Origin of the sequence: Porphyromonas somerae DSM 23386 (genome assembly GCF_000372405.1) — a bacterium.
Taxonomy (GTDB): domain Bacteria; phylum Bacteroidota; class Bacteroidia; order Bacteroidales; family Porphyromonadaceae; genus Porphyromonas_A; species Porphyromonas_A somerae.
The window spans coordinates 1-24,446 of sequence record NZ_AQVC01000041.1 but is presented as its reverse complement, the minus strand read 5'-3'; the positions used below and the strand labels follow the sequence as shown (position 1 = coordinate 24,446).

The 24,446-nt window shown below is 40.4% G+C and carries 31 protein-coding genes; 9 read left to right on the top strand and 22 right to left on the bottom strand.

The window, feature by feature from the left end:
• Positions 1-245: hypothetical protein (locus A3GK_RS11615; protein ID WP_211205462.1), on the bottom strand; the 245-nt coding region annotated here is incomplete at its 3' end.
• A gap of 121 nt (positions 246-366) precedes the next feature.
• Here A3GK_RS11615 and A3GK_RS0108120 point away from each other — a divergent pair.
• The 9 genes from A3GK_RS0108120 (at position 367) to A3GK_RS0108080 (ending at position 9,810) form a co-directional block, all read left to right on the top strand.
• Entirely contained in the window at positions 367-1,083 is a 717-nt protein-coding gene (locus A3GK_RS0108120; protein WP_018028960.1) for a hypothetical protein, read from the top strand.
• Between the two features lie 13 nt (positions 1,084-1,096).
• Positions 1,097-2,311, top strand: a complete 1,215-nt coding sequence (locus tag A3GK_RS0108115) for a nucleotide-binding protein (protein WP_162138147.1) — start codon at positions 1,097-1,099, stop codon at positions 2,309-2,311.
• Positions 2,312-2,360: 49 nt separating this feature from the next.
• Complete coding sequence (locus A3GK_RS0108110; RefSeq protein WP_018028958.1) at positions 2,361-3,497, top strand: nucleotide-binding protein; 1,137 nt, start codon at positions 2,361-2,363, stop codon at positions 3,495-3,497.
• A 31-nt stretch (positions 3,498-3,528) separates the two neighbouring features.
• Entirely contained in the window at positions 3,529-3,816 is a 288-nt protein-coding gene (locus tag A3GK_RS0108105) for a hypothetical protein (protein ID WP_155799479.1), read from the top strand.
• The gene (locus tag A3GK_RS0108100) at positions 3,809-4,504 is read left to right on the top strand and encodes a hypothetical protein (RefSeq protein WP_018028956.1); all 696 of its coding nucleotides are present in this window, start codon (positions 3,809-3,811) and stop codon (positions 4,502-4,504) included. The genes A3GK_RS0108105 and A3GK_RS0108100 overlap by 8 nt, the downstream gene beginning before the upstream one ends.
• Positions 4,505-4,659: 155 nt before the next feature.
• Positions 4,660-6,684 (top strand): YWFCY domain-containing protein, encoded by a 2,025-nt coding sequence (locus A3GK_RS0108095; protein ID WP_018028955.1) that lies wholly within the window; start codon positions 4,660-4,662, stop codon positions 6,682-6,684.
• Positions 6,685-6,699: 15 nt separating this feature from the next.
• Positions 6,700-7,470, top strand: a complete 771-nt coding sequence (locus A3GK_RS11300; RefSeq protein ID WP_018028954.1) for a M23 family metallopeptidase — start codon at positions 6,700-6,702, stop codon at positions 7,468-7,470.
• Positions 7,471-7,486: 16 nt separating this feature from the next.
• A complete protein-coding gene (locus A3GK_RS10690; RefSeq protein ID WP_018028953.1) occupies positions 7,487-8,161 on the top strand; it encodes a nuclease-related domain-containing protein in 675 nt (224 codons plus the stop codon).
• Between the two features lie 179 nt (positions 8,162-8,340).
• On the top strand, positions 8,341-9,810 hold the full coding sequence (locus A3GK_RS0108080) for a hypothetical protein (RefSeq protein ID WP_155799478.1): 1,470 nt from the start codon (positions 8,341-8,343) through the stop codon (positions 9,808-9,810).
• Positions 9,811-9,932: 122 nt separating this feature from the next.
• Here the strand turns inward: A3GK_RS0108080 and A3GK_RS0108075 are convergent, their stop codons facing one another.
• The 21 genes from A3GK_RS0108075 to A3GK_RS10670 all read right to left on the bottom strand — a co-directional run.
• Positions 9,933-11,723 (bottom strand): hypothetical protein, encoded by a 1,791-nt coding sequence (locus A3GK_RS0108075; protein ID WP_018028951.1) that lies wholly within the window; start codon positions 11,721-11,723, stop codon positions 9,933-9,935.
• Between the two features lie 158 nt (positions 11,724-11,881).
• Entirely contained in the window at positions 11,882-12,118 is a 237-nt protein-coding gene (locus tag A3GK_RS10685; protein WP_018028950.1) for a helix-turn-helix domain-containing protein, read from the bottom strand.
• Positions 12,118-12,636: a hypothetical protein gene (locus A3GK_RS0108065; protein WP_155799477.1), complete on the bottom strand. Its 519-nt coding sequence runs from the start codon at positions 12,634-12,636 to the stop codon at positions 12,118-12,120. Before A3GK_RS0108065 ends, A3GK_RS10685 begins: the two co-directional genes overlap by 1 nt.
• 347 nt (positions 12,637-12,983) lie before the next feature.
• Positions 12,984-13,439, bottom strand: a complete 456-nt coding sequence (locus A3GK_RS0108060) for a hypothetical protein (protein WP_018028948.1) — start codon at positions 13,437-13,439, stop codon at positions 12,984-12,986.
• A gap of 6 nt (positions 13,440-13,445) precedes the next feature.
• Entirely contained in the window at positions 13,446-14,096 is a 651-nt protein-coding gene (locus A3GK_RS0108055) for a DNA-methyltransferase (RefSeq protein WP_040576076.1), read from the bottom strand.
• Between the two features lie 104 nt (positions 14,097-14,200).
• Positions 14,201-14,578, bottom strand: coding sequence for a hypothetical protein (locus A3GK_RS0108050; protein ID WP_018028946.1), 378 nt, complete (start codon positions 14,576-14,578; stop codon positions 14,201-14,203).
• Positions 14,579-14,624: 46 nt separating this feature from the next.
• Positions 14,625-15,338, bottom strand: a complete 714-nt coding sequence (locus A3GK_RS0108045; protein WP_018028945.1) for a hypothetical protein — start codon at positions 15,336-15,338, stop codon at positions 14,625-14,627.
• A 1-nt stretch (position 15,339) separates the two neighbouring features.
• Positions 15,340-16,146 (bottom strand): DNA cytosine methyltransferase, encoded by an 807-nt coding sequence (locus A3GK_RS0108040; protein WP_018028944.1) that lies wholly within the window; start codon positions 16,144-16,146, stop codon positions 15,340-15,342.
• Between the two features lie 92 nt (positions 16,147-16,238).
• The gene (locus A3GK_RS0108035; protein ID WP_018028943.1) at positions 16,239-16,895 is read right to left on the bottom strand and encodes a hypothetical protein; all 657 of its coding nucleotides are present in this window, start codon (positions 16,893-16,895) and stop codon (positions 16,239-16,241) included.
• The gene (locus tag A3GK_RS0108030; protein ID WP_018028942.1) at positions 16,895-17,137 is read right to left on the bottom strand and encodes a hypothetical protein; all 243 of its coding nucleotides are present in this window, start codon (positions 17,135-17,137) and stop codon (positions 16,895-16,897) included. The genes A3GK_RS0108035 and A3GK_RS0108030 overlap by 1 nt, the downstream gene beginning before the upstream one ends.
• Positions 17,138-17,190: 53 nt before the next feature.
• Entirely contained in the window at positions 17,191-17,604 is a 414-nt protein-coding gene (locus A3GK_RS0108025) for a DUF4494 domain-containing protein (protein WP_018028941.1), read from the bottom strand.
• Positions 17,601-17,918: a hypothetical protein gene (locus tag A3GK_RS0108020; RefSeq protein WP_018028940.1), complete on the bottom strand. Its 318-nt coding sequence runs from the start codon at positions 17,916-17,918 to the stop codon at positions 17,601-17,603. Before A3GK_RS0108020 ends, A3GK_RS0108025 begins: the two co-directional genes overlap by 4 nt.
• Entirely contained in the window at positions 17,915-18,343 is a 429-nt protein-coding gene (locus A3GK_RS0108015; protein WP_018028939.1) for an HNH endonuclease, read from the bottom strand. The genes A3GK_RS0108020 and A3GK_RS0108015 overlap by 4 nt, the downstream gene beginning before the upstream one ends.
• 81 nt (positions 18,344-18,424) lie before the next feature.
• Positions 18,425-18,700: a hypothetical protein gene (locus A3GK_RS0108005; RefSeq protein ID WP_018028938.1), complete on the bottom strand. Its 276-nt coding sequence runs from the start codon at positions 18,698-18,700 to the stop codon at positions 18,425-18,427.
• A 79-nt stretch (positions 18,701-18,779) separates the two neighbouring features.
• Complete coding sequence (locus A3GK_RS0107995) at positions 18,780-19,247, bottom strand: hypothetical protein (protein ID WP_018028937.1); 468 nt, start codon at positions 19,245-19,247, stop codon at positions 18,780-18,782.
• A 95-nt stretch (positions 19,248-19,342) separates the two neighbouring features.
• Positions 19,343-20,224, bottom strand: a complete 882-nt coding sequence (locus A3GK_RS0107990; protein ID WP_018028936.1) for a phosphoadenosine phosphosulfate reductase domain-containing protein — start codon at positions 20,222-20,224, stop codon at positions 19,343-19,345.
• On the bottom strand, positions 20,224-20,490 hold the full coding sequence (locus A3GK_RS0107985) for a hypothetical protein (protein ID WP_018028935.1): 267 nt from the start codon (positions 20,488-20,490) through the stop codon (positions 20,224-20,226). The genes A3GK_RS0107990 and A3GK_RS0107985 overlap by 1 nt, the downstream gene beginning before the upstream one ends.
• Before the next feature lie 398 nt (positions 20,491-20,888).
• Positions 20,889-21,398 carry a toxin-antitoxin system YwqK family antitoxin gene (locus A3GK_RS10680; protein ID WP_018028934.1) on the bottom strand — a complete coding sequence of 170 codons (510 nt, stop codon included), beginning with the start codon at positions 21,396-21,398 and terminating at the stop codon, positions 20,889-20,891.
• Positions 21,399-21,426: 28 nt separating this feature from the next.
• A complete protein-coding gene (locus A3GK_RS11070) occupies positions 21,427-21,930 on the bottom strand; it encodes a toxin-antitoxin system YwqK family antitoxin (RefSeq protein ID WP_018028933.1) in 504 nt (167 codons plus the stop codon).
• Positions 21,931-21,950: 20 nt separating this feature from the next.
• A complete protein-coding gene (locus A3GK_RS0107970; protein ID WP_162138145.1) occupies positions 21,951-22,955 on the bottom strand; it encodes a toxin-antitoxin system YwqK family antitoxin in 1,005 nt (334 codons plus the stop codon).
• A 44-nt stretch (positions 22,956-22,999) separates the two neighbouring features.
• Positions 23,000-24,446 (bottom strand): toxin-antitoxin system YwqK family antitoxin (locus A3GK_RS10670; RefSeq protein WP_040576073.1); only part of this gene is annotated, 1,447 nt, incomplete at its 5' end.

The window sequence follows — 24,446 nt, the reverse complement described above, 5'->3', positions numbered from 1 at the left end:
TGCATTAGGGAATACCTCCTGACCTCCTGACCTCCTGACCTCCTGACCTCCTGACCTCCTGACCTCCTGACCTCCTGACCTCCTGACCTCCTGACCTCCTGACTTCCTGACTTCCTGACCTCCTGACTTCCTGACTTCCTGACCTCCTGACCTCCTGACCTCCTGACCTCCTGACCTCCTGACCTCCTGACCTCCTGACCTCCTGACCTCCTGACCTCCTGACCTCGTTCTCTAGTTTCTATCACTCCCCATCTCTTTCCCTTTTTTCATCTTCTGTCGTATGCGGCAATTGGAATACCATTTCTTATTGGATAAATCACGTGTAAGTTTGTAGCAATTAATTACTATTAAGCCCTTTATAAGTATATGAGTGCAGGTGCAATTGAAAAACTGAAAAAAGTAGCAGAGAAGTACAATGAAAGTCCTTTGGACTTTTATGACCACCTTCTTGTTGCGAAAAAGAACTCTACAGTTTCTCCTATATTCAGAAGCTGTATGGAAAAAGGAGAAAAGTACGACAGAGATTCTGACCCATACGCAAATGCCTGCGAATATTATAAGTCGTGTGCTCTTGCTAATAATAGAGATGTAGAAGAAATATTACATTTAAGTCGCAATGAAATTGTTGGGAAATTAGATAGAGGCAACGATGGTAGTACTGATGATTTCTTTCAAGAGGTGGCGAAAAAACTTAATGTACAATTAGGGACATCTCGATCTAAGAGGTTGTCTATTGATGCTCTTTTTTTAGAAGACTTCTTGAAAGGTAGAGGTCTGAATAATGAAGAAGTAGAGGAGGTTATCATATTAACTAGAACAAACTTTTTAATGTTCTTGAGAGAAGACATATTAGTCAACCAAAGGGCAAGAGTGAAAAGATTTATATTAGATAGTATTGATGACATTGTTAAAATGAGAATTGCTGACAATAAAGGTCAAAGAACGATTATGATAAAAGAGGAGTTATGGAGTAAAATTGAAACATTCAGACCTACATCTGCGAATGATCTATCAACCCATGATTTAGCTCGTGGAATTTACTTGTTAGTCCTTAATTCTATTTTGAGTGTGGATGAAAAATAACGTGTTCTATTATATGAATAAGATGGAAAAAAGAAAAATAAGAATAGCTGTATCTGGGATAAAAGGTGGAACGGGAAAGTCCACTATTGCTATGTTTCTAGGTGTGTATAGTCGTGAACTTTACGACAAAAAGGTTTGTCTGGTAGATTGTGATGAATACCAAGAAACTTTATCTCACTTGAAGAATACAGAAGAAACATTGTTATTGGAGAACCCAAGTTTCTTCAATGATATTAATAACGAAAGGCTCCAAAAAGCGAAGTACGTTGCCCCACTACCGGTAGAGAAAATACGCAACCTATCTGCACAAAGTATTGAAGAGGTGGAAAGGCGTCATCCAGACTGTGACTTATTTATATTTGATACGAAGGGGTCAGAGGTAGAGCCAGAGTTTATGCTTCAACTTACTCAGATGGATTATATTATTGTGCCTTTGATCTTAGATAATACCAGTTTGAGACCATCGTATATGTGGATCAGGGGTATGCTTTACTCGCTTCGGCAGAAGGGATATGGGGACCGTAATAAGGGGATAATGTTGTTATTCAACAAGTATAATGTTGAGGATTCTGACCAAAATAGACATAAAGAGTGGTGGATAAAAACAGCAAAAGAGGAAGGCTTGGAGGTTGTAAAATCTGAGGTTTTTTCTAATGAGTTAATAGGGAAAGGTGTTGATGCTTCTAATAAGGAATTTAATTTTTTTCAAACTGTTTCAATAGTTCCAGACGATTTTACATTGATACTAACGAACGCTGCGGAGGTGGTGAAAAATATTATTGAATTTGTTGATGGTCCACAACTCGAAAACAGGGTCAAGGCTCGTAGGATAACTAAAGAGCGACACATCATTGATAATGATTTTATTGTTAGTAAAATAGATGAACTCTTATTGGCTTTGAATAAGACGAAAGGGTTTGTTCAAAACAATAATGTGTCTGCAACTCAGCTTCGCATGATTGAAGAATGGATTGATTCTTTGGAAATTTCCAAGATAAAATATCTCATGGAGGATGTGCCATATATGCCTGATGACCTAGCATCTTCTTCTTCTTTTTTCCCTCCCTTAAATAAGGACGAGAATAGCGAAGAGGTTGATGAAAAAGTAGAAGAGAAAGTCACTGATAACTTGACTCCTGACGATCCAAAAGAGGCATCGGATTTGAGTGAGTTAGACAAAAGGGCTATCGAGTTATTTACAAAGTGGCTTAAGGAGCAAAAAGAGTAGTAGTGATTAAATATCACATGTATTAATAACATTATTTTATTATTTAATTATGGAAAAAGTTAGAATTGCCCTAGCAGGGCTGAAAGGTGGTATCGGTAAGACCACATTGTCAATGGTACTTGGTACCATCTTAGGAGAGACCTACAAAAAGAAGGTCTGCTTTGTTGATTGTGACTACTATCAATATCCTATCACAGCTCAAAAGCAGCGTGATGAGATATTTATTGATAGGAACCCAGAGCTCGCTAAAGAGATCTTTGAGAGCCGTGGTTTGGACCTAGAGAATAGGGTTGCACCACCTATCTTTAAGATGAAGGATGGCTTTGACCTGACGGTTATGCCTGAGGCGGTGGAGGAGGCTTACCCAGATTATGATGTCTATATTTATGACTTCATGGGTTCTCAAGGCTATGAGGAGATCTACATCTACTTGACTAAGATGGATTATATCATCCTTCCGACTGTGATTGACTCCGTCAACTCACGCCCTACTTTCTATTGGATGCAAGGCATTAACTTTGGGCTGAAACTTGTGAACCAAAGTGGACAAGAAACCCCTCGATTGAAGAAGTCGTTTTTGCTGTTCAATCAGTTCAATGATGAGAATTGCGACTTAGCCCTGAAGGCATGGCTAGAAGACGAGGCAATGAAGGCTAATGTTGCTACACTTCAAAACACGGTGCTCCATTTCAGAGGTGTATCTCGTGACTTTAGCTGTGTATCAAGGGAGAACATGAATTTCTTTGTTTCAGTTTATTTGCAACCATCCAAGCTGTATTTGGAGGAGACGAATGTTCATCAGGTGGCAGAAGAGATATTCCTAGAAACAGGTATCATTGAGAAAAAGGAGGTAGCCCCAGAAGTTATTGAGGACCCTATTATACTTCACAAGACGATTATTGAAGACTTGAAGCAACAGCTTGATGAACTGACGGAGCTTACGGGGAATGTCACAGGTGCTATGTCTGAGCTTTCAGAGAAGCACAAGGAGATATTGACAACATACCAGAATCTTTGTTCCATGTCTGTAGACGAGATTAAGAAGGTATTCGGCCGTACTCCAGTTCCTGTCCCAGAGGTTCCAGAGGAGAGACCAGTTGCAGAAGAGACAAAAACAGAGGAGGTGCCTTCTGAGCCAGCTGATAAGCAAGAGGAGGACGGCCATGAAACCGAGCAACAGCAGTAAAGCTGAGTTTGAGAAGATGTTTTCTGAGGTTATGGAAAAGGAAGAAAACAAAAGCCCAACTGACATCAACTTGTTTGCACAGATTGATTACAGCAACTCAAAGGTGACCATTGAGATAGACAGTGATGCCTTTGATTTGGCTCGGTGTCTATGTTTCATTAAACCTACCATCTCACCTCAAGACTTATTGTCAAATATCGTTTTGAAGGGTATTATCGATGCTTGCGATCCTTACTCCGCTAAGGTGAAATCAACATTCAAGAGAAATCCTTATGATAGAATTGTAAAATGTTTGAGAAAGGAGGTTGAAAATGATTAACAACATTATCTTACAGGTTGGTGGGCTAATCATCATTCTGATTATTGTGTTGACCCTTGCTTTCTACCTCATTTATCCTATGGTCACTGAAAATAGGCTAAAGAATAAACGAGGCTTGGAAAAGGAAACTGATAATTCGGCTGACCTTGACGATGGAGACGATGAGCTAGAGGAAATTGGCGATAACTCCATGGAAAAGGGTGAAGAGCAAGAGGAGAAACAATCTGATGAAACGGTGAAAGGAAAGTCTGAAAGCCGTTCCTCCCCAATGATGGATTATGCGAATGCAGCTAATGCCATCATGAATGAAGATAAACGAGTGGAAAGTATCGTGGAGCGAGAAAATAATGACATGTTGGGTAGACACCCATTGCCAGACTACAGGGATGACCCCTCGGCAATTGACCTTGTGGAACTAGATGCTCTCCGAAAGGATATACGAAGAATGACTAGAGAGCTCTCTATGGTAAAGAGGAGCAATGCGGATTTGCAGAAGATGATTATGGAACTGCAAAAAGACCATGCTGATGCTCTTAGTCGTGTTGCAAATACAGACCTATGGGCTGCTGAAAAGCAGAGATGGGCCTCTGATTTTGAGAAGGCTTATAGATCGTATGAGGAGCAAAAGGCTAAGCTGCCACCACTAGAGAAGAAGGATAGTAAAACGAGTGGTTCTAATAAGTCTTAGTAGGCTTACATCAAGTGCTGTAAAGCCTCAGTAGAGTTTATCTTTACTGAGGCTTCTATTTTGCAATACTCCTATGCGGCAAATTGAATTGTTGCTCAAGTGAAGCCCATTCATTTAGTTTTGCTGTAATTGTTTATTATTAAGAGAGTTGATATATGGCAAATACAGAATTAGATAAGATGGTGGACTTCTTTCGAATGGTCTCCTTCTTTTTCTTATTGGTACATTTTTATGTTTGGTGTAAACCTCTATTTGTTCAAATGGGGTTGACTCACCCAATAGTGGATGATTTATTTCTTGCCTTTTTCAAGCCGATAGGTTTTTATAATGGTCCATTGGTCTCAAAAATGGTTGTGGCTCTTATGGTGGGGATAAGTTGTCTTGGTTCTAGTGGAAAAAAGAAACCTGATGTTGATATTAAAATCGCCATTTCAATATTAGCGGTTGGCACTATAATATTTTTGATTAGTGTCATACTACTACCGTTGTCTATGTTGATCTATGTTGTCGTAAGCCTACTATCTTTCTTCGCTATTTTTTATGGCTCTGTCTTAGTGTCACAGCACATCTCATATAACCAGAATATTGATGACCCATTCAATGACGAGAATGAGTCGTTTATGCAGAACCAAGAGTATATGGATAATGAGTTTTCTGTGAATTTGAAGAGCCGTTTCTATTATAAGAAGAAGTTTCATGAGGGTTGGATAAACGTCATTAATCCTTTCCGTGCTACGATGGTCCTCGGGACGCCGGGTTCGGGAAAATCGTTTGCGGTCATCAATCAGTATATTAGGCAGCATATTGAAAAGGGGTTTACAATGTATATCTATGACTTCAAGTTTCCTGACTTGACGGAGATCGCATACAACCACTTTGAGTTGTACAAAGAGCGGTATAAAGATGTTACGGTGAAGACGGGACCCGGCCAAAAGCAAAAAGGTAAAATCCCTAATTTCTATATCGTCAATTTCGATGACTTACGAAAAACGCACCGTTGTAATCCTTTGCACCCATCGTTCCTAGAGGATATTTCAGACGCATACGAGAGTGCGTACGTTATTATGATGAACCTTAATAAGACTTGGGTGGAGAAGCAAGGTGAGTTCTTTACGGAATCTGCTATTATATTTACGAGTGCATGTATCTGGTTCCTCAAGTTGTATCAAGATGGAAAGTATTGTACTCTTCCTCACTTGCTAGAGTTGATTAGTACTGACTATAAACAGCTCTTTCCAATTTTGATGTCTTATGATGAGCTGACTAACTATATGAGACCGTTCGTAGGTGCATGGGAGGGCGGTGCTCAAGATCAGTTACAAGGTCAGATTGCGAGTGCACAGCTTGGTATTGCTCGTATTACCTCTCCATCGCTTTATTGGGTGATGAGTGGTAATGACTTTAGTCTTGACGTTAATGACCCAGATGATCCAAAGATCTTATGCGTTGGTAATAATCCATTGCGACAAAATATCTATGCAGCTGCTTTGGGTCTTATCAACTTCCGATTAGTGGCTCGAATAAACAGAAAGTATAAGCAGAAATGTAGCGTGATTGTAGATGAGTTGCCGACTATTTATTTCCGAGGTCTTGATAACTTGATTGCAACAGCCCGTAGTAACTTAATCTCTGTATGCCTTGGCTTCCAAGACTTCACTCAGATTATTAGGGACTATGGCGATAAGCAAGCGAAGGCTATCATCAATACAATTGGTAATCTATTTAGTGGGCAGGTGACTGGAGATACAGCAGATTCACTGTCAAAGAGGTTTGGGCAGAATGTGCAAGCACAGCAATCGACCTCTATTAACGAAACGGGTACATCTGTATCTCTATCTAGTCAAATGCACAATCTAATTCCATCAAGTAAGATCTCTACCTTGTCGCAAGGACAATTTGTAGGCTCTGTTGTGGACAACTTTGGTGAGAATATTAAGGTTAAGATGTTTAACTGCCAGATCGTAGTTGATACAAAGAAGATAGAAAAAGAGTCGGCAAATTGGAAGCCACTGCCTGTCCTCGCAAATATGATAGACGATGAAGGTGAGGACCGACTACCTCAGATTGTACAAGACAACTATATAGGGATAAAAAAGGAGGTGGAGCAAATAATTAAAGATGAGACAGCTCGAATAGCTGCTGACCCATTGCTTTGTGGTTTGCTAGTTACAGATGATTAATAGGCACAAAACGAAATGAGACATAAGGTAATATACGTCTTATTATGCCTAATCGTTCCTCTCCTTTTCTCTTTTTCCAATGGTCCTGTTAGCGAATGGTATGATGACGCTTCATGGGCATCCAAGAGAGTTAACCCATATATAGGTCGAAGTGTTAGCCTACCTAAGAGTGCGCAAATTGACTTATTGCCTTTCTTTTCTCCTACTGATGGATTGGGCCGTACAAGTAGTAAATATGGTTGGAGGAAGTCGGTGGGCAGAATGCATAGGGGTGTGGATATTTCAGTCCCAATGAATACTCCTATCTATTCAGCATGGGATGGCGTTGTACGGACAACGGGGTACGAGAAAAAGGGTTATGGCTATTATGTGGTGGTAAGACATTACAATGGTCTCGAGACTGTATATGCTCACTTGAGTAAAGTGTTGTCATTTCGTGGCGATGTCGTAAGGGCTGGAGATGTTATTGGATTGAGTGGTAACTCAGGGCGAAGCACAGGACCACACCTGCACTTTGAGACTCGGTTTCTTGGTGGAGACTTCAATCCATCATTGATAATTGATTTCAATAAGTCTACGGTTAAGAACAAAACCTTTCTTTGGACGAAGTCACTCTATCCTAAGAAGAGGGTGGGGGGTAGTCTCCGTACCTATCGCCTAAAAGCTGACGCCACATTAGAGGAGCTTTGTGAGGAGAAGAATTGGGACCTCGAAGAGCTCTGCCTCCTAAATGGGCTTTTACCAGATATGGAATTGAAAAAAGGAAGAATAGTTAGAATAATTTGAAATCAACTAATTGAGTATGGACCCTTTGGTAAAGTTTTATTTGCTGGTAGGTTGTGTTATTATATTAGCAGTCTTACTTAATTATTCCTCCTCTCTTCGTGCTAGAAAGCGAGAGAGAAGGAGAGGAACCTTCTCTGAAAGGCATTGTGTAAGCTCTATCATAGGTGGTGGAATACCTGCCTCAAATGTGTTTTATGACTTATATGTTCAAAATGGGTTGAAGTGGTACACGCAAGTAGATGCTCTAGCAGTGACTGATGTTGGAATAATAGTTTTTGAAGTAAAAGATTTTAGCGGTTGGATATTCGGTAATGGTACGCAAGAAAGCTGGTGCCAGACTTTCAGACACAGTAAAAATCATTTTTACAATCCTATATTGCAGAATAATCGACATATAGAAGTGCTAAGGAAAAAGCTCCGACTTGTTGCCGATGTGCCGTTCTACTCTGTTGTTGTCTTCTATGGTTCTTGTGTTTTCAAAAATGTGAATGAAATACCTTTTGATACAAGCTTGATATACTCCAATCAGTTGGCAAGTACTATACAAGATATACTTCGTTCAAACCCTCCTTGTAGGTATCAAAATATGCCAGCACTAATGAGCTATCTCCAACAATGCCAAGAGAATGGCAATAATTCAAGGATTGTTACCCAACACATAAGAAACATACGTAGAACTTTTGGAGACTAATAAGAAGTTCCCTCTTCCAGATCTCTTTTCTTCTTTTTCCCTTCTTCAATCGTATGCGGCAATTGGAATAAGTGGGTGGTGGATGAGGCATCTGGTATTTTTGTGCTAAGTAAATAGTGTGTCTATGTGATGACGCTAAATGTATAGTGGATTTTTAATTAATTAAAAAGTTTATGAGTATGAAGAAAATTAATTTGATGATGTGGCAAGGGCTAGTTCTTTCGGTTCTTGCCCTTGGGTTCGTAAGCTGTGACCCCGACACCCCTTGTCCAAACAAGCGTCTTGAAGGTGGTGAGACGGAGACCCCTCCCGCTTCGGTGGTTGAAGAGTGGGATTCCAACACGCCCGGAGTAGAGATTATTTTTGAAGTTGATGATACTGACGATGGTTCTTCGTTGCGTGCTGGTAGCCCCAATGAACTTCTAGGTCTAGCTGGGTCGGGAAAGGATGTCGAATTGTCCTTAGCCACATTTTATTCGTGGGACTATCTAAAGCAACACAAAAAAGAGCTAATGTTTAGTGTTGAGGCAAAGCATGACATTTTTGTAAATAAGCTGGGGTACAGAATATTTGACCCAGAAAACGCTAGCCACAACATTGTGAACTCCTCATTTAATATTAATGAGCTTCAAATGCGAGAAGGTTTTTCTGCGGTTGCAGAAGGACTCATCATTAAGATTCCTGAAAGCTTGGATGAGAAAAAACATTATAGCTTGCGGTTTCGGTTAAGTGGTGGCGATTGGAAAGACCCAAACACCAATGTAGAAGACTATGACGCTTTTCCCCCTATCCGAAAAAGATATAGTGGAGGATTTTCAGCACCTAAGCTTTCCCCTATTCTTGATCACATAAAAGAACAGAACGGTGTGTTTCAGAGAGCAATGAACAACGGTTTCAAGGGATTTGAAGATGATATAGAAGCTATTAACAGTCGCTTTTACGATCCTTTGTATCGTTGGACAATATCTGAAACCTATGAATTGTTCACTGATGATTTTATGTATTATTTTCAGAAGCACAATGGAGGTAATAAGCTAGTTTATTCTTTGGACCCTAGTGTAAAAAAAGAAATTGAAAGTAAGGCCAAGGAATATATGGTATATTGGGAGAATGCCGAAGATGGTGATGATGATACTATAGATGATTATTCTGCATATTTTGTTGATAAATATGACTATGGCTATTCTAATGCTATTTATGATGTGTTGGTGAAGGGTAAACGACTATCTCAAATACTTCCTTGTCTTCATCGTACTCGAGCACTTCTTTTTGTGGATGCGGCCGACACAAAGCTTGCCAATTTAATTTCTCGTAAAACTAGAGAAATGCAAAAGTATCTGGCCAATGGTACAATGAAAGGAATAGTTGGCCGGGATGATGTGTATTGTAAGCCATTTACATATAAGTATCAAAGAGGTCGACAAGGGCTTCCAATTAATGATGAGTTGTTGCTTAAGATGTGGAATGCTGCTAACGATGCTTTGTCTAAATATCGTGAGCAGTATATCGATTTTTATAATAGGACTAATGAGCTTCTGCCTTCAAAGATGAAGATGGATTTTCATGAGAAAACTGAGGAGGGCAGAAGGTTTTTCGATCTCAGGTACAATTATATTAAGATTGCCAACATTGACTACGATGAAGAGTAATCTGTTGCTTTGTGTTAGCTCCTTTGGGGTTGATGGTTAAAGACATGCTCGTAGTGTATAATTGAGAAGTGTGTTTTGGAGTAAGTTAAGGGGACGTTAAAAGCGTCCCCTTAACTATTTTATTATAGGCGAATACAATGCCTTGATGGGTATATACTAGTTGCGTTCGGCCATATCACATCTCTTACACAGTCACTGGGATCCCAGTTTTTCCCAACTTCGTCAAATTCTGTGCTATAAGTCCATATATGCCTTGACGATAGGCTGCCCCAATCTCTTGCCCTCATTGTGTTTAGTTCGTATTGACAGCCATTAAGCATTCTTTCTCTTTTCCTGTCCACTCCTTCCCAATATATAGTTGTATGGAATCCGTGGAAAAAAGAATCCCATGAATACCTCGTGCTCCCTCTTGCTTCACTAGCAGTTGGAAATGAGCCAGACAATTTCTCTCTAGCGTAGGTTCTGTCCTTAATTAAATAGGTCACTTCTTTTGTTTCGTATGGTTCAAGTCTAACCTTTTCTATACCTCGGTCAAACTCCCAAGTGTCATACATGTGTCTTTCTCCTTTTCCCTCCCTTTTCCAAACCATCTGCATCCTTTGGTCCATTAGTGCTCTGCCCTCTTCATGGAACCACTTCTTATATCCATCAGCGATGACGACATCCCCTTCTATTCTTTGATTGCTAACATTAGTGACAGAAATTGTTATTTCCACATCTGTTATTCTTTTTAGTTTTTTTACTCTAGGATTTCCCCATATTGGAATATTATCTTTTTGACTTGTTCGGTTTTTTACATATATAATATCGGTGTCTCGCCACCAATTTTGTCCCTCAGGTAAAAAGGTGTGTTCCTTCCAACCCAAAGAACTGCAATAATGCTCATCAAACTTGGTGAAAGTTGGTATTATTGGGATTAGGTGCCACACCTCCCTGTCGGACGGTTTGTTCCAGAGTAGGGCAACCCTATATGTCCCCTCAGGGGCAGTCACATAAGTGAGCAATGTGGATATAAAGCCATCATTGTTATATGAAGGCGGAAAGATTTCAACCACTTCGCCACTAAGTGTCATAAGGGCGTATGTATATCGAGTTAGCTTATCCCACTCACCTCTTGTTCTCCTAATGGGCTTTAGCACCCTTGTGTTGTAGTCAATCAGTAAAGGACTCTCCCGATATATAGTCCTTTCCACCATTGATTCGTCAAGCTGGGGAGCATTGAGAGTAATATTTGTTGCGAGCATAGCCTCTCTTGGAGAACTATACCTCTTTATTCTTGGTTTGATGTATGCTGTTGCCTCCTTGTTCTTTTGAGCCCAGTATGAGTGGCTCTCGTGTGTCGCAAACTGAATAGGGGGTGCCACGTAGTCCTCAAAGACCACCACAAAAGTCATGTTCTCTGTTATCTGAAACGTCAGTTCAGCAGATATGTATTTCTCCGACTTATAACCCTCCAAGATGGTTTGAGTTTTGTCCACAAGCCCTTTGTCCTCTGTAAATCCACCTTTCCCATCTTTTTCATACACTGCGATCAAAGAGTGTTTAAGAAAGTCATTTATACTCGCACTTACCACTACAGTGTCACTCTTTTTGTACTGCCCATCGCCAACAATGGTCCCATACCCATAGTTGGTTTGGTCTTCTTCGAGATGTTCTATTTTTCTTAGAACACCATTTTTCTCTTTTACGTATGCTTCAACAGCGACCTCAAAGGTTGTAGGTGGTTCCACATCAGGTTTCTTTTCGTTCTGTCCTTCCTCAGGCTTAGGCTCTGGTGTCGGTTCCGGAGGGATAGGTCTGTCCTTTCCGTTACAACTCATTAATGCCATACATCCCACTAGTGTATATAGTGCTGCCTTCGCTAATAGATTCCTTTGCGAGCTCTGTCCCGATTGATTCATTATCCGCTTCATAATTATCTCGTTTTATTTGGTTTGTCAATATACAATTTTATCCTCATAAGTCACTGGAAATCATCTTATTTCTCATACCTAAAGATACCAATTTTCCACTAATCCACCAAACATTTCTCCCACTTTTCTTGCTCTCCAACTAGCTGCTATATAGCAACTTATTTCAGCGAATCCCGATCTATTTGTCCCTCTTCCTTTTTTCCTTTTTCAACTCTAATCTGTAGCCCTAGTGGCTTCAAGATCTTTTGTAGGGTGTCAAGGGTGGGGCTGTTAACTCCATCAAGGATTCCCTTTATTCCCACTCTGCTAACTCCTGAGAGTTGAGCTAGGCGATATGCTGTTATCGCCTGCTCTTGCATCTCTATCTTGATAGCTTGGATAATATCATTCATCATTAAAGCTCCTCTAGGTATTGGACTGGCTTCCACTTGCGGGTTTCGTGGCTATACCTTGCGAGGTCATCATACGAACCCCAAATCATATCTAGAAACCTCACCTGGTCGTCATACTCCCGTATCTCCTCATTCACATAGGTAAGCACCTCTTTGATGTTGTCGCTGTCTAGCTCCACAACCTCGTAGCTGTCACCATCAAAGCATACGCTTGTTAGGTTTGCAAGTTCCTCCTCTGTAAAGTATTCAAACTCATCTCGGTTGGAATTCCAAATGCAAGCACCACCACCCATTTCCTCTAACTTTTTGGCAATCTTATCTAGAAAGCCACCATCGGCTTCATCACTCAGCGACACCATCACTTCTTCATATGTGAGACAACCGCAATTGCAACAGCAGTATCGCTCTTGATTGGCAATAGCTTCAAGGTCTAAAACATCATTCTTGCACCAATCACTGAACCTATCAAAGTAAACCTTACCATTCTCTAGGGTCTCACGAGTAAATGTAAATGTTGTCATCTCTTTAGTTGTGCGGTTATTAAGCATTGCACCCTTCGCTGTTTTGGTTGATGTGGTCAAACTTTCTCCTCCCCTTACGTACCACAAATATACGAAAGATTTTTGAACTAGAAAAATATATCTAACTAAAAAGTGACTTTTTCGACCTCTAAAAGTATAAACAATGTTAAAGTTTGGGTGACTTAAAAATAAGTTGCTATCTTTGATTCGGTTGCAACCATTGTAACCGTTTTGGTTGTTGTGGATTGATTACTTTTAGGGAATAACTTTTGATTCACAACGTGAGAGGGTAGCTATTTATTAGCCACCCTCTCTTCTCTTTATCACGAAAGGTCTCGTATCTCGTATTAGCTTACTTCCTTTTTCTCTTTTTCCTCTCTAATCCTATCAGACAATCTTTTCTTAAAGTCCGCTATATCAGATAGGTTATAAATAAAGTAGATAATGATGAGAGTTTGTACGATCATTACAAGGACAGATAGATCAAAGTGAAGCCGATAGAATGAAAAGGAGAAACTCGGAATAATTGAATTGACCAAATGTAGGGATAATGCTATGGTGAATGCTTCTATAAAGCTTTTTCTAATGATAGTGAATGCCCAATCAATCTTCTTTAAGTAGCTTGGGTTGCGAACATCTTCTGTGTTAACGCTAATAATGAGCGACATACCAATTGAAAATAATATGGCAACGACCACAAATAAAACTGCGTTACTATTGTACGGTATTGAAAGCTTAGGGAAGAAAGAGCTAGTTATTAATGCGAAAAAAACTAGCATCGTAGTTCTAATTATTATCTTCATATATCTCTAATCAAATACTAAATCACAACCAATAAAAATTCTCTTTAGTTTCTCGCACGCTTTGAGGACAGAGTAGCCTCCTGCTGCTGGGTCTAACACATAGTCTCCCTCACTTGTGGTTGCCAATATAAGTTGCTTTTGTAGCTCAATGGGCTTACTATGAGGGTGGCTTTTATCTTTTATTTTTTCCTCCCAAACATCGGGGATATTGTGTATTGTCCAAGTTGCTTTGGCGAGTGTTGGCTTCTTTTGTAGCACAACAAGGTATTCAGAACGCCTTCTGCTCCTGTAACCCATGCCCATTCTCATTTTATCCCAAGTGATCATATCCACTATTTCAAAAGAGCCTACAGCCGTAGCCCACTGTTTGATGGACTGTAACAAGTGAAACTTATCCACCCACATCATTAGGTAACCACTAGGCTTTAAGACCCTATTCATCTCACTAATGAACTCCAATATTGTCTTTTCACTCATTTGAGGCAAATTAGCTCTCTCTCGCCCCCTTTTCTTACCTTCGTTACCATAATTCAATTTATCAAGGACACCTCTATATTGAGGATCAAAAAAGGCAAGTTTTATAGTCTCATCTTTTATTTTTGAAAGGAGAACAAGACCGTCCATCTTTTGCGTTTGATTTGCTTTTATGTTATCCATAACCATTCCTTGATTCGTTATATTAATTCATTGTCCCAAGCATGTCAAAGTGCCTTATATACCACTCACTTCTCACAATTTCCACATATCCTTTTAGATGGCTACTAGAATGATGAAAAGTAGTCTGACACCTCTTCAATCGTATTTAGAATTATAATATCTCCACTGTTCTCACTCCTCTTTCTTTTTCCCTCTCTACTACTTCTAACCGCTTTGTAGATAGCACAAACGTCTTTCGACATCGTTTCTTCATTAATAACGACATTCGCATATCTCTTTAGGAAGTTGTATAGCTCGTCAGAAAAAGCTCGTGACATAAATTGAACATTAGAAAAGTCTAGTAGGTAGTTGTTATCCCAATCAATATTCTCAATTAGCCGCTTGATATTGGACCGAGAGCGAATGCTCCCTCCAATCAACTCATATAAGCTGACATTGATAGGTGCTTGCCCACAGGATTTTTCTAACTTGTTGTTTTTCATCTCTTCAATTGTTTTTCTCTATTAGGGCAGATTCAGTTGTCAAAGATTATTTGACAACTGAATTATCATTCACGTTCCCTTTGGCCTTATTTTTCAGAAATGGCAATAGAATCCATCCCTCTGGGAAGCCCATCATCTCCTCTACGTAAAGTGGGTTAAGGAGCGAGGTACCACCTTCCATTGGTTCTATTTTGTATCTTACGGCAATTATGTCAGTAAGGTTATAATAACCTCTATCCTGAGTTACATTGCCTTTCGCAGACATTGCGGTAGGTGTGGGTAATAGCTCACTAACTGCTAAGTCTACAATGTTGGAGCTGTAGGTCTGTCCACTACTTCTTTTTTTCTTTTTCCCATCTACCTTTTGTCCACCTCTTTGCCCATCGCTTGCGGTGGGGGTGGGTAATAGAGAGTTTTCTAGGTCTATGCCCTCAAAATCATCTGTGTCAAATAGACCTCCCACCTCAAGTGTATCACTCTCCTTTGAGGTGAATGGCATTAACTTATACACCAAATATTTAGAGAACTCATATTTTTCGTTTTTCTTAGTTCTGCCTAAAGACTTTTCTCCAACAAAGTGTGCACGTTCGTTTATTGTCTTTGCCGAATAGGCGACAATAGCATTCCACTTAAGGTGCCTATGACTACTATGCCAATTTTTATTGCCTAACATCTCCTTCGTGAATGCATCTATCATTCTGTCCGAAGAAAGATTACGAGCATATTTTTTGGCACTATATTTTAAGAGGCTAGTTCCCATATTATAATTGTTTATTACTCACTTTCTGTATAGCCTTGAATATCTCAATTGCCACTCCGGGAACAATGGCATTGCCTAGTGCCTTTACAGCTTCCAATCTCCACCTAGGAAAAGAAATATCGTCCAACTCTCTAGGGATATTATCATTGCCTAATAATGGAAAATGAGAAGGAAAGTTGTCCCAGAAGTTCTTAGGAACCTCTTTTGTTGTCTCGTTTGTTCCCCTTAGGGTTGTTTGTTCTTCCTCCCTGCATGCCACGATCCACACCCTATCTCTACGGTGTGGTGCACCAATAGCACAAGCTGGTATGACAAAGGTGGCAACCGAATAATCCAACTCTTCTATACTCGATAATATCTTATCAATTGTAAACTCGTGTGTGGTTGTTGTGCTTATTTCCTTGTTGCCGAAGAGATCTTCATTAACAACTATGCTACTTGTATCGGCTAATTGCGTCATAGATAGAAGTCCGACTACATTCTCTGCAACGATCCAAGTTGGCTGGCACTCTTCAATACATCGCAACATTTGTGGCCATAAATACCTCTCATCCTCCTCCCCATTTCTATGACCTGCTACGGAGAATGGCTGACAGGGAAATCCACCGGATAGCACATCGACCTTTCCATTCCACTTTCTGAAATCTGCTTGCATAATATCAGTGTATGCCTCTACGTTTGGAAAATGGTAGTCTAAAACTCTACGACAGATAGGGTTTATCTCGCAGTTAAATAGGTTGGTCCAACCTAACTCCTTTGCTGCTAGATCAAAGCCACCAATTCCACTGAATAAACTTGCATGTGTCATATCCTTAATGAGCGTTTTTGTTTAAGTGAAAAGCTGAATTTGATATAGATTTGATTAGTGCTCTACCCAATTGTGTTTCCATTGCTGTTTTCTCAACTAGTGAAACCATAGAGCTGTAAAGCTGTAATACAAGAAATAATATTATAGAGTGCTCCACCAAAGTTCTCCTCACTACTAGAGACGGTGCTTATTTTTTGGTTGTGCACTATCATATTCCAGTTGTCAATTATATCCACAGCTTTCTTCAAAGCAATGTTGCTCTGAACTTTCTCTAAGCTTCTAATAACCTCACCATTGTCAGAGAGGGTTGTTGTTCCATTCCCATTATCCTTTTGGTGTATATTGATTTGCCCATATTGGAATGTTGCCATGTTCCACTTTTTATGTCCATCCTGTGTTACTATAGCTTGTGCGTCAGCACTGAACTTAAATCCTTGACGAGGTAGCATAGCTCCAATGGGAGTAAAGGTTTCATTCGCCTTTTCGATATAGAGCCTTCTGTCATCACTAGAGTTGACGAAGTAATACTCCTCCTTTGGTGGGTTTAGATATAGGTCCCTAAGGTCAATTTTCCCATTGAGTAGGCTTTTCAATACTTTGTAGTTCACTCTTACGGCTAAATAGTCTATACCTTTCTGCTCAACGAGTAAGCATATATAGCTATTACCCAGTTGATCAATGCCCAAGAATAATTGAGCACCATCGTACCAAACCAAAACATCACGAACTATTATCTCTCTCTTCTCCATTAGACTTTTTGTCTCTCCTTATTTATCTTATTAATGATTCTATATCCTGTGCTAATGGAGTGATACCCATACTTCTTTATCAGGCTTTTCATTACCATGGTTTTTGAATTGCCCTCGTCAGCTGTGAGGGTAACATACTCATTGTAGAGTTTATGCTCCCTCTCCCTCCGCACCTTCTCATAGGGGGTTTCATAACTCACCATCTCTTCGTTTCTATCCCTCATATTAATAGATTTATTCATCGATCTAACAACTCATGTAGAAGTGCTGTTTTTCAATTGTGACTTGCCAAAACTTACTTAACAATGTCAATGCAATCTGTCTCAACAACAGCGGCAACTTCATAGTCTCCAAGGGTGTACTTCATCCCTTTATGCAGTGACTTCAATGCTAAGTCAATATCATCGGCTTGTACGAAGACTTGTACATACTTCCTCTTCTCAACTCCGGCCTTTTCATCAAGAGTGATAAATCCGACCTTACATTTGTAATATCGCTCGCTTTTATTGTCAAGAAACAGCTCGTAGAGGCGTATTTTGCTAACGCTGTCAACGACATAAGGTCCCCTCCCTTTCAAGAACTTCGCCATCAGTGTTTCCACCTCAGTAAAGTCTTCTGCATTCACAAGATATACTTCGCTCACCTTACGCATTTTACCACTCTCTACTACAAGTTTCTCGTAGGTTACTTTACAATTAAACCAACTCATAATTCTTTGCTTTCTTGTACATCTAATCTCCTTTGATACTCGTTTTCTCTCTTCCACCACTCATCTACATACTTCTCACAGTCTATGCTTGAGAGATAATTAACAGCTTCTTCAAGCGTTTCAAAAACTCTATTTTCTCCATCCTCCTCTACACTAGATAGTTCAAAGTCTTCGACCATTACCTCAAATGTACCCCCTCTCAAAAAGCGTATGCTCGCATAAAATAGCATGTAGCTATCCCACTCTCTTTGTGCAATATATTTAGCGGTCACCTCTCCATCGTTTGCACACCATTTGGTCCAGTTCGTCTTCATTCTTCTCCTCCTTTCTCTTTTTCAAAATAAAACACCCTATCAAAAGGCTTCTCTTCACTTATTCCGTACCTTTCGCATACTCTTGATAAATACTCTTTCCTCCTTATAGTACGTTCTAACTTTGTCCTTTTAGGCAACTTTTTAAGTCGTATATGTAACTCGCCTAACAGCCAATTTCTAAACTCTTCAAGCGGTGTTGCATTCTTATAGTGATTACAAATAGGACAAGCAGGGTTCAGGTTATTAATCTCATTTGCTAATGCCATACTTTTACCGTTCATTTCAAAGTGACGTCTTGGTATGATGTGGTCTACCTGCATTTCCTGAAGTGTTATTTTATGTCCGCAGTATGCACATCTACCACCAAATTTGTTGTATATCTTTTTTCTATCTACCTTCATATTTTCAAACTCCTCTATTGTCATACATTTAATCTTCCGATAACTGATCAATACACTCAAAAATTCTCCTTGCCACCTCTGGTACTATTGCATTACCATAAGCCTTCATACTCTCTGTTCTCCATCTAGGAAAGGTAATAGAGTCCAACTCTCTGGGAAGCCCATCATCTCCTCCACATACAGGGGGTTGAGAGGGAAAGTTGCTTCACCCTCTTGGACTGTTGAAGTTGGAAGCAGCTGACTTGCCAACAGATCCCTCAGATTCGATGAATAGGTCACGCCACTTGGTCTTGTCTTCTTCAATCCCGCCACTTTCTGCCCACCACCTTTGCTGTCCGATGCTGTTGGTGTCGGTAGCAATAGTGGAGACATTGGCTTCATCCTGCCCTTCTCGTCATTGTCTTTTTGCCCTTCAAGACGGCTCCTGTCAAACCCACCTTGTCGCTAAACATTATCTTCTTCATTTACGTCTGTCTTTATTTCGCCATTCGCATACCATTTCATACACCACTCCTCCTAAAAAAAGCGATGCATACACCACGACAATGGTACCTACCAATAGGGAAACGATGGCATGCTCCAATTCCGATAGGTAGGGTCGGAAAAAGAATATTACAATTGTTGTGATTATTAATGTAGCCATCGATATATTCTTCAAGGCATCTACTACCACACCTCTAGCAATAATCCTTACTCGATCATCCTTGCCTTTTTCTTCAACGATACTATCACTTGTCCTCATGAAGTCCTTCACCAACTCCACATCTTCACAATCACGACTGATGGAAGTAGATAGGTAATTCAAACCTATCTTGTAAGATTCAAGGTCTACATCTACCACCTCCATCTCACATTCAACACCTCGCAATCTGCTAATTGCTTTCATTCCTTTGTGCCATTGCACTTCATTAAATTCTTCTCTAGTCATAAATTTTTACTTTAATATTTTTTACTTTAATATCTACGATTGTATGGTAATACCTTATATATACCGTGGTCCCAGAACCCAACTGCCTCCTCACTCTATTCACATAGTCCATGGTAAACAGACATACACGAATAGTTATCATCATCAAATTGCAACGCACCCAGCTCTTGCATCTTCACATAGGCAAATACCTCTTTAGCGGTTGGCACTCCGTTATCGTTGCGTTTGCACAGCTCTTCCGGTATCGTTCCCTTTCGGAAAAATGTAGGTACATTCACTTTGTCTGGGTTGTGCTTAATATGTTCAAGCTCCACTTGCCTTTCCAAGTCTATTAACCTCTGTGCATACTCTTCATCATTAGCTATGTTCTTGATGTCTCGCTTATTGCAAAAGACACAAGGGTAGCAACCGACACGCTTTGAGCCTCGCATATATAGCGGGTTAATTTCTTGGCCATGCTTTAGAATGAAATCCACCACTTGTTGACCATTCCACTTGAAAATTGGTCTTGATACACTCACATCGTGGCGGCTCGCAAACTCCAATATCTCACGCTTCCGATAAGTAGCCTCACCAGTATGCCACGGCTTAAAATAGTCGCACTCCACCTCGTACTTTGCACGTCTCTGGCTTTCTTCCGCTCTAATCCCTTGCACCACGATAAAATTATCTTCTTGAGTAAGTAGCCAATCCACAAATGGCTTCACCTTTAATTCTATCGTGCAATACCTCCGCACAAAGCTTGGAAACATGCGTTTTTTGATAACCAACTCGCTAAAGTTCAAATCCGGCTTTAATGTCACCAGCTCCACATCGTTTGCATCTGCAATCATCTTAACGTGCTTCAGTGTATCTTTATGCTCCCAGCCAGTATCGCAAAACACTGCGGTCACATTATCTGCACCATACCTCTCGACACTTTGGATAAGGCAGGCGTGGCTGTCTTTGCCACCACTCCACATCACAATCACTCGCATTAGTATTTCTCTTGCTCTGCTAATTTCTTTTGATACTCATTTTCGCTCTCCTCCACTATCTCTATATCTTCGCAAGGCATTCTCATATACTTGCCATAATGCTCAATCCCAAGGGTCGCATCTCTAAAATCAACATCCAATACAGGCAACACCTCGCTGCCGCCAAAGTCTGCGTATATAGTAGCCTTCATGTCTGGGCCTCTGTCGTCCAGAGATATGCGAGCCACGGTAAACTCAAATCCAGTACGCTTGTCTCTTCGCTCCACTTGGTCTTCTTGAAATCTTCTCTCTTCATTTTCCGTTGTTTATCTTATCTTGTGTATCATTTAGAATTAATTTCTAGGCAATATTACGATGGTTCGTTTCCTAAAAACAGATTTGCGAATTGTCGCATGAGATTTTATTTGCCATATCAAATGATTTTGCATGCGAGAGAGGGGTAAGGCTTGGGGCGTTGTGTATTTTTTTATGTGTTCTAATCCCTTGACGTGTGTATAAGAAAAGGAACAGGAGTAGTAAGCTACTCCTATTCCTTTTCCCCTACTAGCCTTAAGTTGGTCTAATGGAGTTGTTATAACCTAATCACATTCTCCAAGTCCTTCTTGTGGTTGGAGTTTTCCATCTTTGTAAAATGTTTGTGTGATGCGTCTGTCTATTATATTTATTATCTCTTGGACACCATCTCTTCTCCATTCTTGTAGCTCTCTTGAACCATAAGGTTCCCTTTCTCGTCCCACTCTTCACAAAGACCTTCTAGCTCTCCGTCCTTATAGTTTGCCCTTCTTTCTATTTGTCCGTTGGAGTGCCATACTTCAAGTAATCCATTCAATTTCCCATTTTCAAAATGTTTCCTCCAATGAAGTTTCCCATTTTTATGCCACTCTTCATTTACCCCATCTAGTAGCCCATTCTTGTTGTTTCCCCTTTGAAAAATCATTCCATTTTCGTACCAGTTCTCAAACGGTCCCTCCTCTCTTCCGTCTTTGTAGTTCGTCCTACGAGCTATTTGTCCGTTGGGGTACCATTCCTCCAAAGGCCCATCTCTTTTGTCATCTTTGTAGTTGCAACGCCGGGTTAATTGTCCATTTTCGTACCATTCCATTTCTGTTCTGACACCATCTACAGAGAGATCGTCTTTTTTTTGTACTTCTGTATTTTTGTTCAATACTTCCATATTATTAAATTATTATGTCGTTAGCTAATTATATCTTTATACCTCCCTTTTTCTTAGGTGTTAGTGTTATTTTCTTTTTGGGCTCTTGGGCAGTCAGGTCGGTGAAGTGGTCAATCTGATTGGTAAACCACAAAAAACCTTTCTTGAAGGTAGCACGCTTTACTCTCTTAGAAGTGGTATCTAGCCGCTCTTGCCACTGTATCTCCGATCCCTTAAAATACTTACGCTCGATGAGCCGACCTTCTTTATCCCAATCCTCTTGAAGACCCTCAAGATCTCCGGCCACCCAGTTGCTTGTGGATTTGAGCTGCCCATTTGGGTACCACTGATAATGTTTTCCGTCTTCTTTTCCATCTTTATAATATCTGCGATATGCCATCTGTCCATTCTCATAGCAAGCCTCTTGAACACCTGTCAACTTAAGAGTGTGTATTTCAATAATCGATGTTAGGTGGTCTATCCTTGGCAAGATGTCACCTTTAGGGTTAGCGTCATTCATTTGTTCTGTTTTATTGCCACTCAATGCTTCCATACTATTATTTATTTAAGTCGTTATATTTTTATTCTTCCTTTCTTCTTAGGTGCAATTGTTATCTTCTTCTTAGATTCTTCATTCGCCTTTACCTCCTCTGTAAAGTGATCGATCGCTCTTTCAGATAATAGCCACCCATTTCTATAGACAGATTGTGAGATGGTACCATCATCGTTTTTCCATTCCTGTACACCATCAAGCAGACCATCGTCGTAGTTTTTTCTTGCTCGAAGTTGACCGTCAGCCCCCCAGAAATGTGCTTGCCCTACATGCTTACCACTCTTCCAATTGCTTGTGGAGAGGAGCTGCCCATTGTTGTACCATGTCTCTCTTTTGCCATCCATCTCCCCTTGTCGGAACTCAATCTTAGCTTCTTGGCGTCCGTTGGCGTGCCACCACTCAGTTAGCCCCTCTCTTTTTCCATTTACGTAGTTTTCCCGAGCTTTGAGCCTTCCATTCTCATACCACTTTTCTAGGAGACCATCCTTCTCATCGTTCTTGAAGTTGGTTTTTGCCCTCATCTGACCACTTGGGTACCATTCTATCAATACCCCCTCTACCAATCCCTTTGACAATTTGCACCTTGTTCTAGGCTGCCCATTGTCATACCACGTTTCGTTAAGTCCATCTGGCAACCCCTCCTTGTAGGTGCATCGTTGGTCTAGTTCCCCATAGGGTCCCCAAGACTCTAGCACTCCATCTAGTTTTCCATTTTTCCAATGTTGCTTAGAGCGAGGTTCACCATTGGGGTACCACTCTTCCCGAACCCCCTCACTCTTTCCCTCTTTGTAGGTGCCACGTAGTGCTAGCTTTCCATTATCCCACCACTCTTCAATAGAACCATCAAGTCTACCATTCTTGTAGTTTTTTGAGGTGGATAGTTGCCCATTGGAATACCACTCTTTGCATTCCCCATCCTTCATGTAGCCCTTATAGGTTGTCATTTTCTTGAGTTGTCCATTCTCATGCCACTCCTTTTCCACTCTAAGTCCATTAGCGTTGGGAACCTCTTCTTTGGTATTCATATTGTTATCATTTAATACTTCCATGCTATTATTTATTTAGGTTGTTATCTCTTTATTCCTCCCTTATTCTTGGATTGTAAGGTTATCTTTTTTGTTTTTTCACTTCTTATAGTCTCGGCACTTATCCCCTCACGAGCTAAGTAATTTCTAAACCTTACATCGTCAGTCAAGTCCTCAACAAATATGCCATTCTTAAATAATTTACGAGATTCTATTTGTCCATTCTCGTGCCAATACTCACATAATCCATCTAGCTTAAAATTCTTGAAGTTTTTCCGACTGTACAATTGCCCATTTTCATACCACAATTCATATAATCCATCATATCTACCCTCCTTGTAGTTTCCTCGGCATTTGATTTGTCCATTCTCATACCACTCCTCCCCGAGACCATCAAAATCGCTATTTTTATAATTGGCACGAACCCTTATCTGCCCATTCTCATACCATTCTTCGCCAAGACCATTGCGAAAGCCAACACTATACATTTGCCTAGACTTTAGCGACCCATCGCTATAATACAGCTCACGAATACCGTCAAGCATATCTTCTTTATATTGTTCGCGGGATTCCAATACACCGTCAGACCATTTCTCATAGAGACCATGAGCCTTCCCATTCTTATAATTACCTCGAGCAGTTAAATTCCCCTTATAGCTCCATCTTTCCAAAAGTCCATCTAGCAATCCGTTCTTGTAATTTTCACGCTGTTCTAATTGTCCATTGTCATACCACCACTCACGAACACCTTCTTGCTTTCCATTCTTGCGGTTTTCACGAACCATTATCTGTCCACCATCATCATCCCATTCTTCATATACCCCATTCTGCTCATTACCCCTATGGATATTAAAAGGCCCATATAAATAACCATACTCATCCATCTCATAAGAAGCAGTTCTCTCCAATTCATCCTTAGGTATCAAGCTTTCAAAAGAGATAGTATCATGTGGCTCATCCTGTCGATCCCACCAACAATCCACCCTCTCGTCATTTGCACAAAAGGCGAGTAGCTTTCCATCTTGAAACGCCACACGCTTCGGCACACCATTATAGTGACCCCAATACCTCCAAGCATCGCTACTTAAGTTGCCATTACCATCACCCTGCAACAAACACCATGGGTTAGCATCTTCACCCCAATGAGTATTGATAATCCTCCTCATGGCTAACTGCCCTTCCTTAGTGTCTTCTACGTCATAGACACGTATGGAAAAAGAAAGAGGACCTATTGGTCGGCCATTGGTGAGTTCAGGGACTGTATCAGGATCGATTGCCTTTTCCTTGATCTTGTATTCCTTAAAGGTGTTTAGAATATTCATTGGGCTAGAGTAGGTGAGTGGGTCTACCTTTGCCTTCTTCGCAACTATGATTGCCTCGCTCACCTTGGGTTGATCCTCAGGAACACGTAGAACTTCGCTTGCGAACCACTTTGCTGTCGCTAAGGCCTCAACGTTCTTCATTGGCTTGATGTAGTTCAAGAAGGCATTT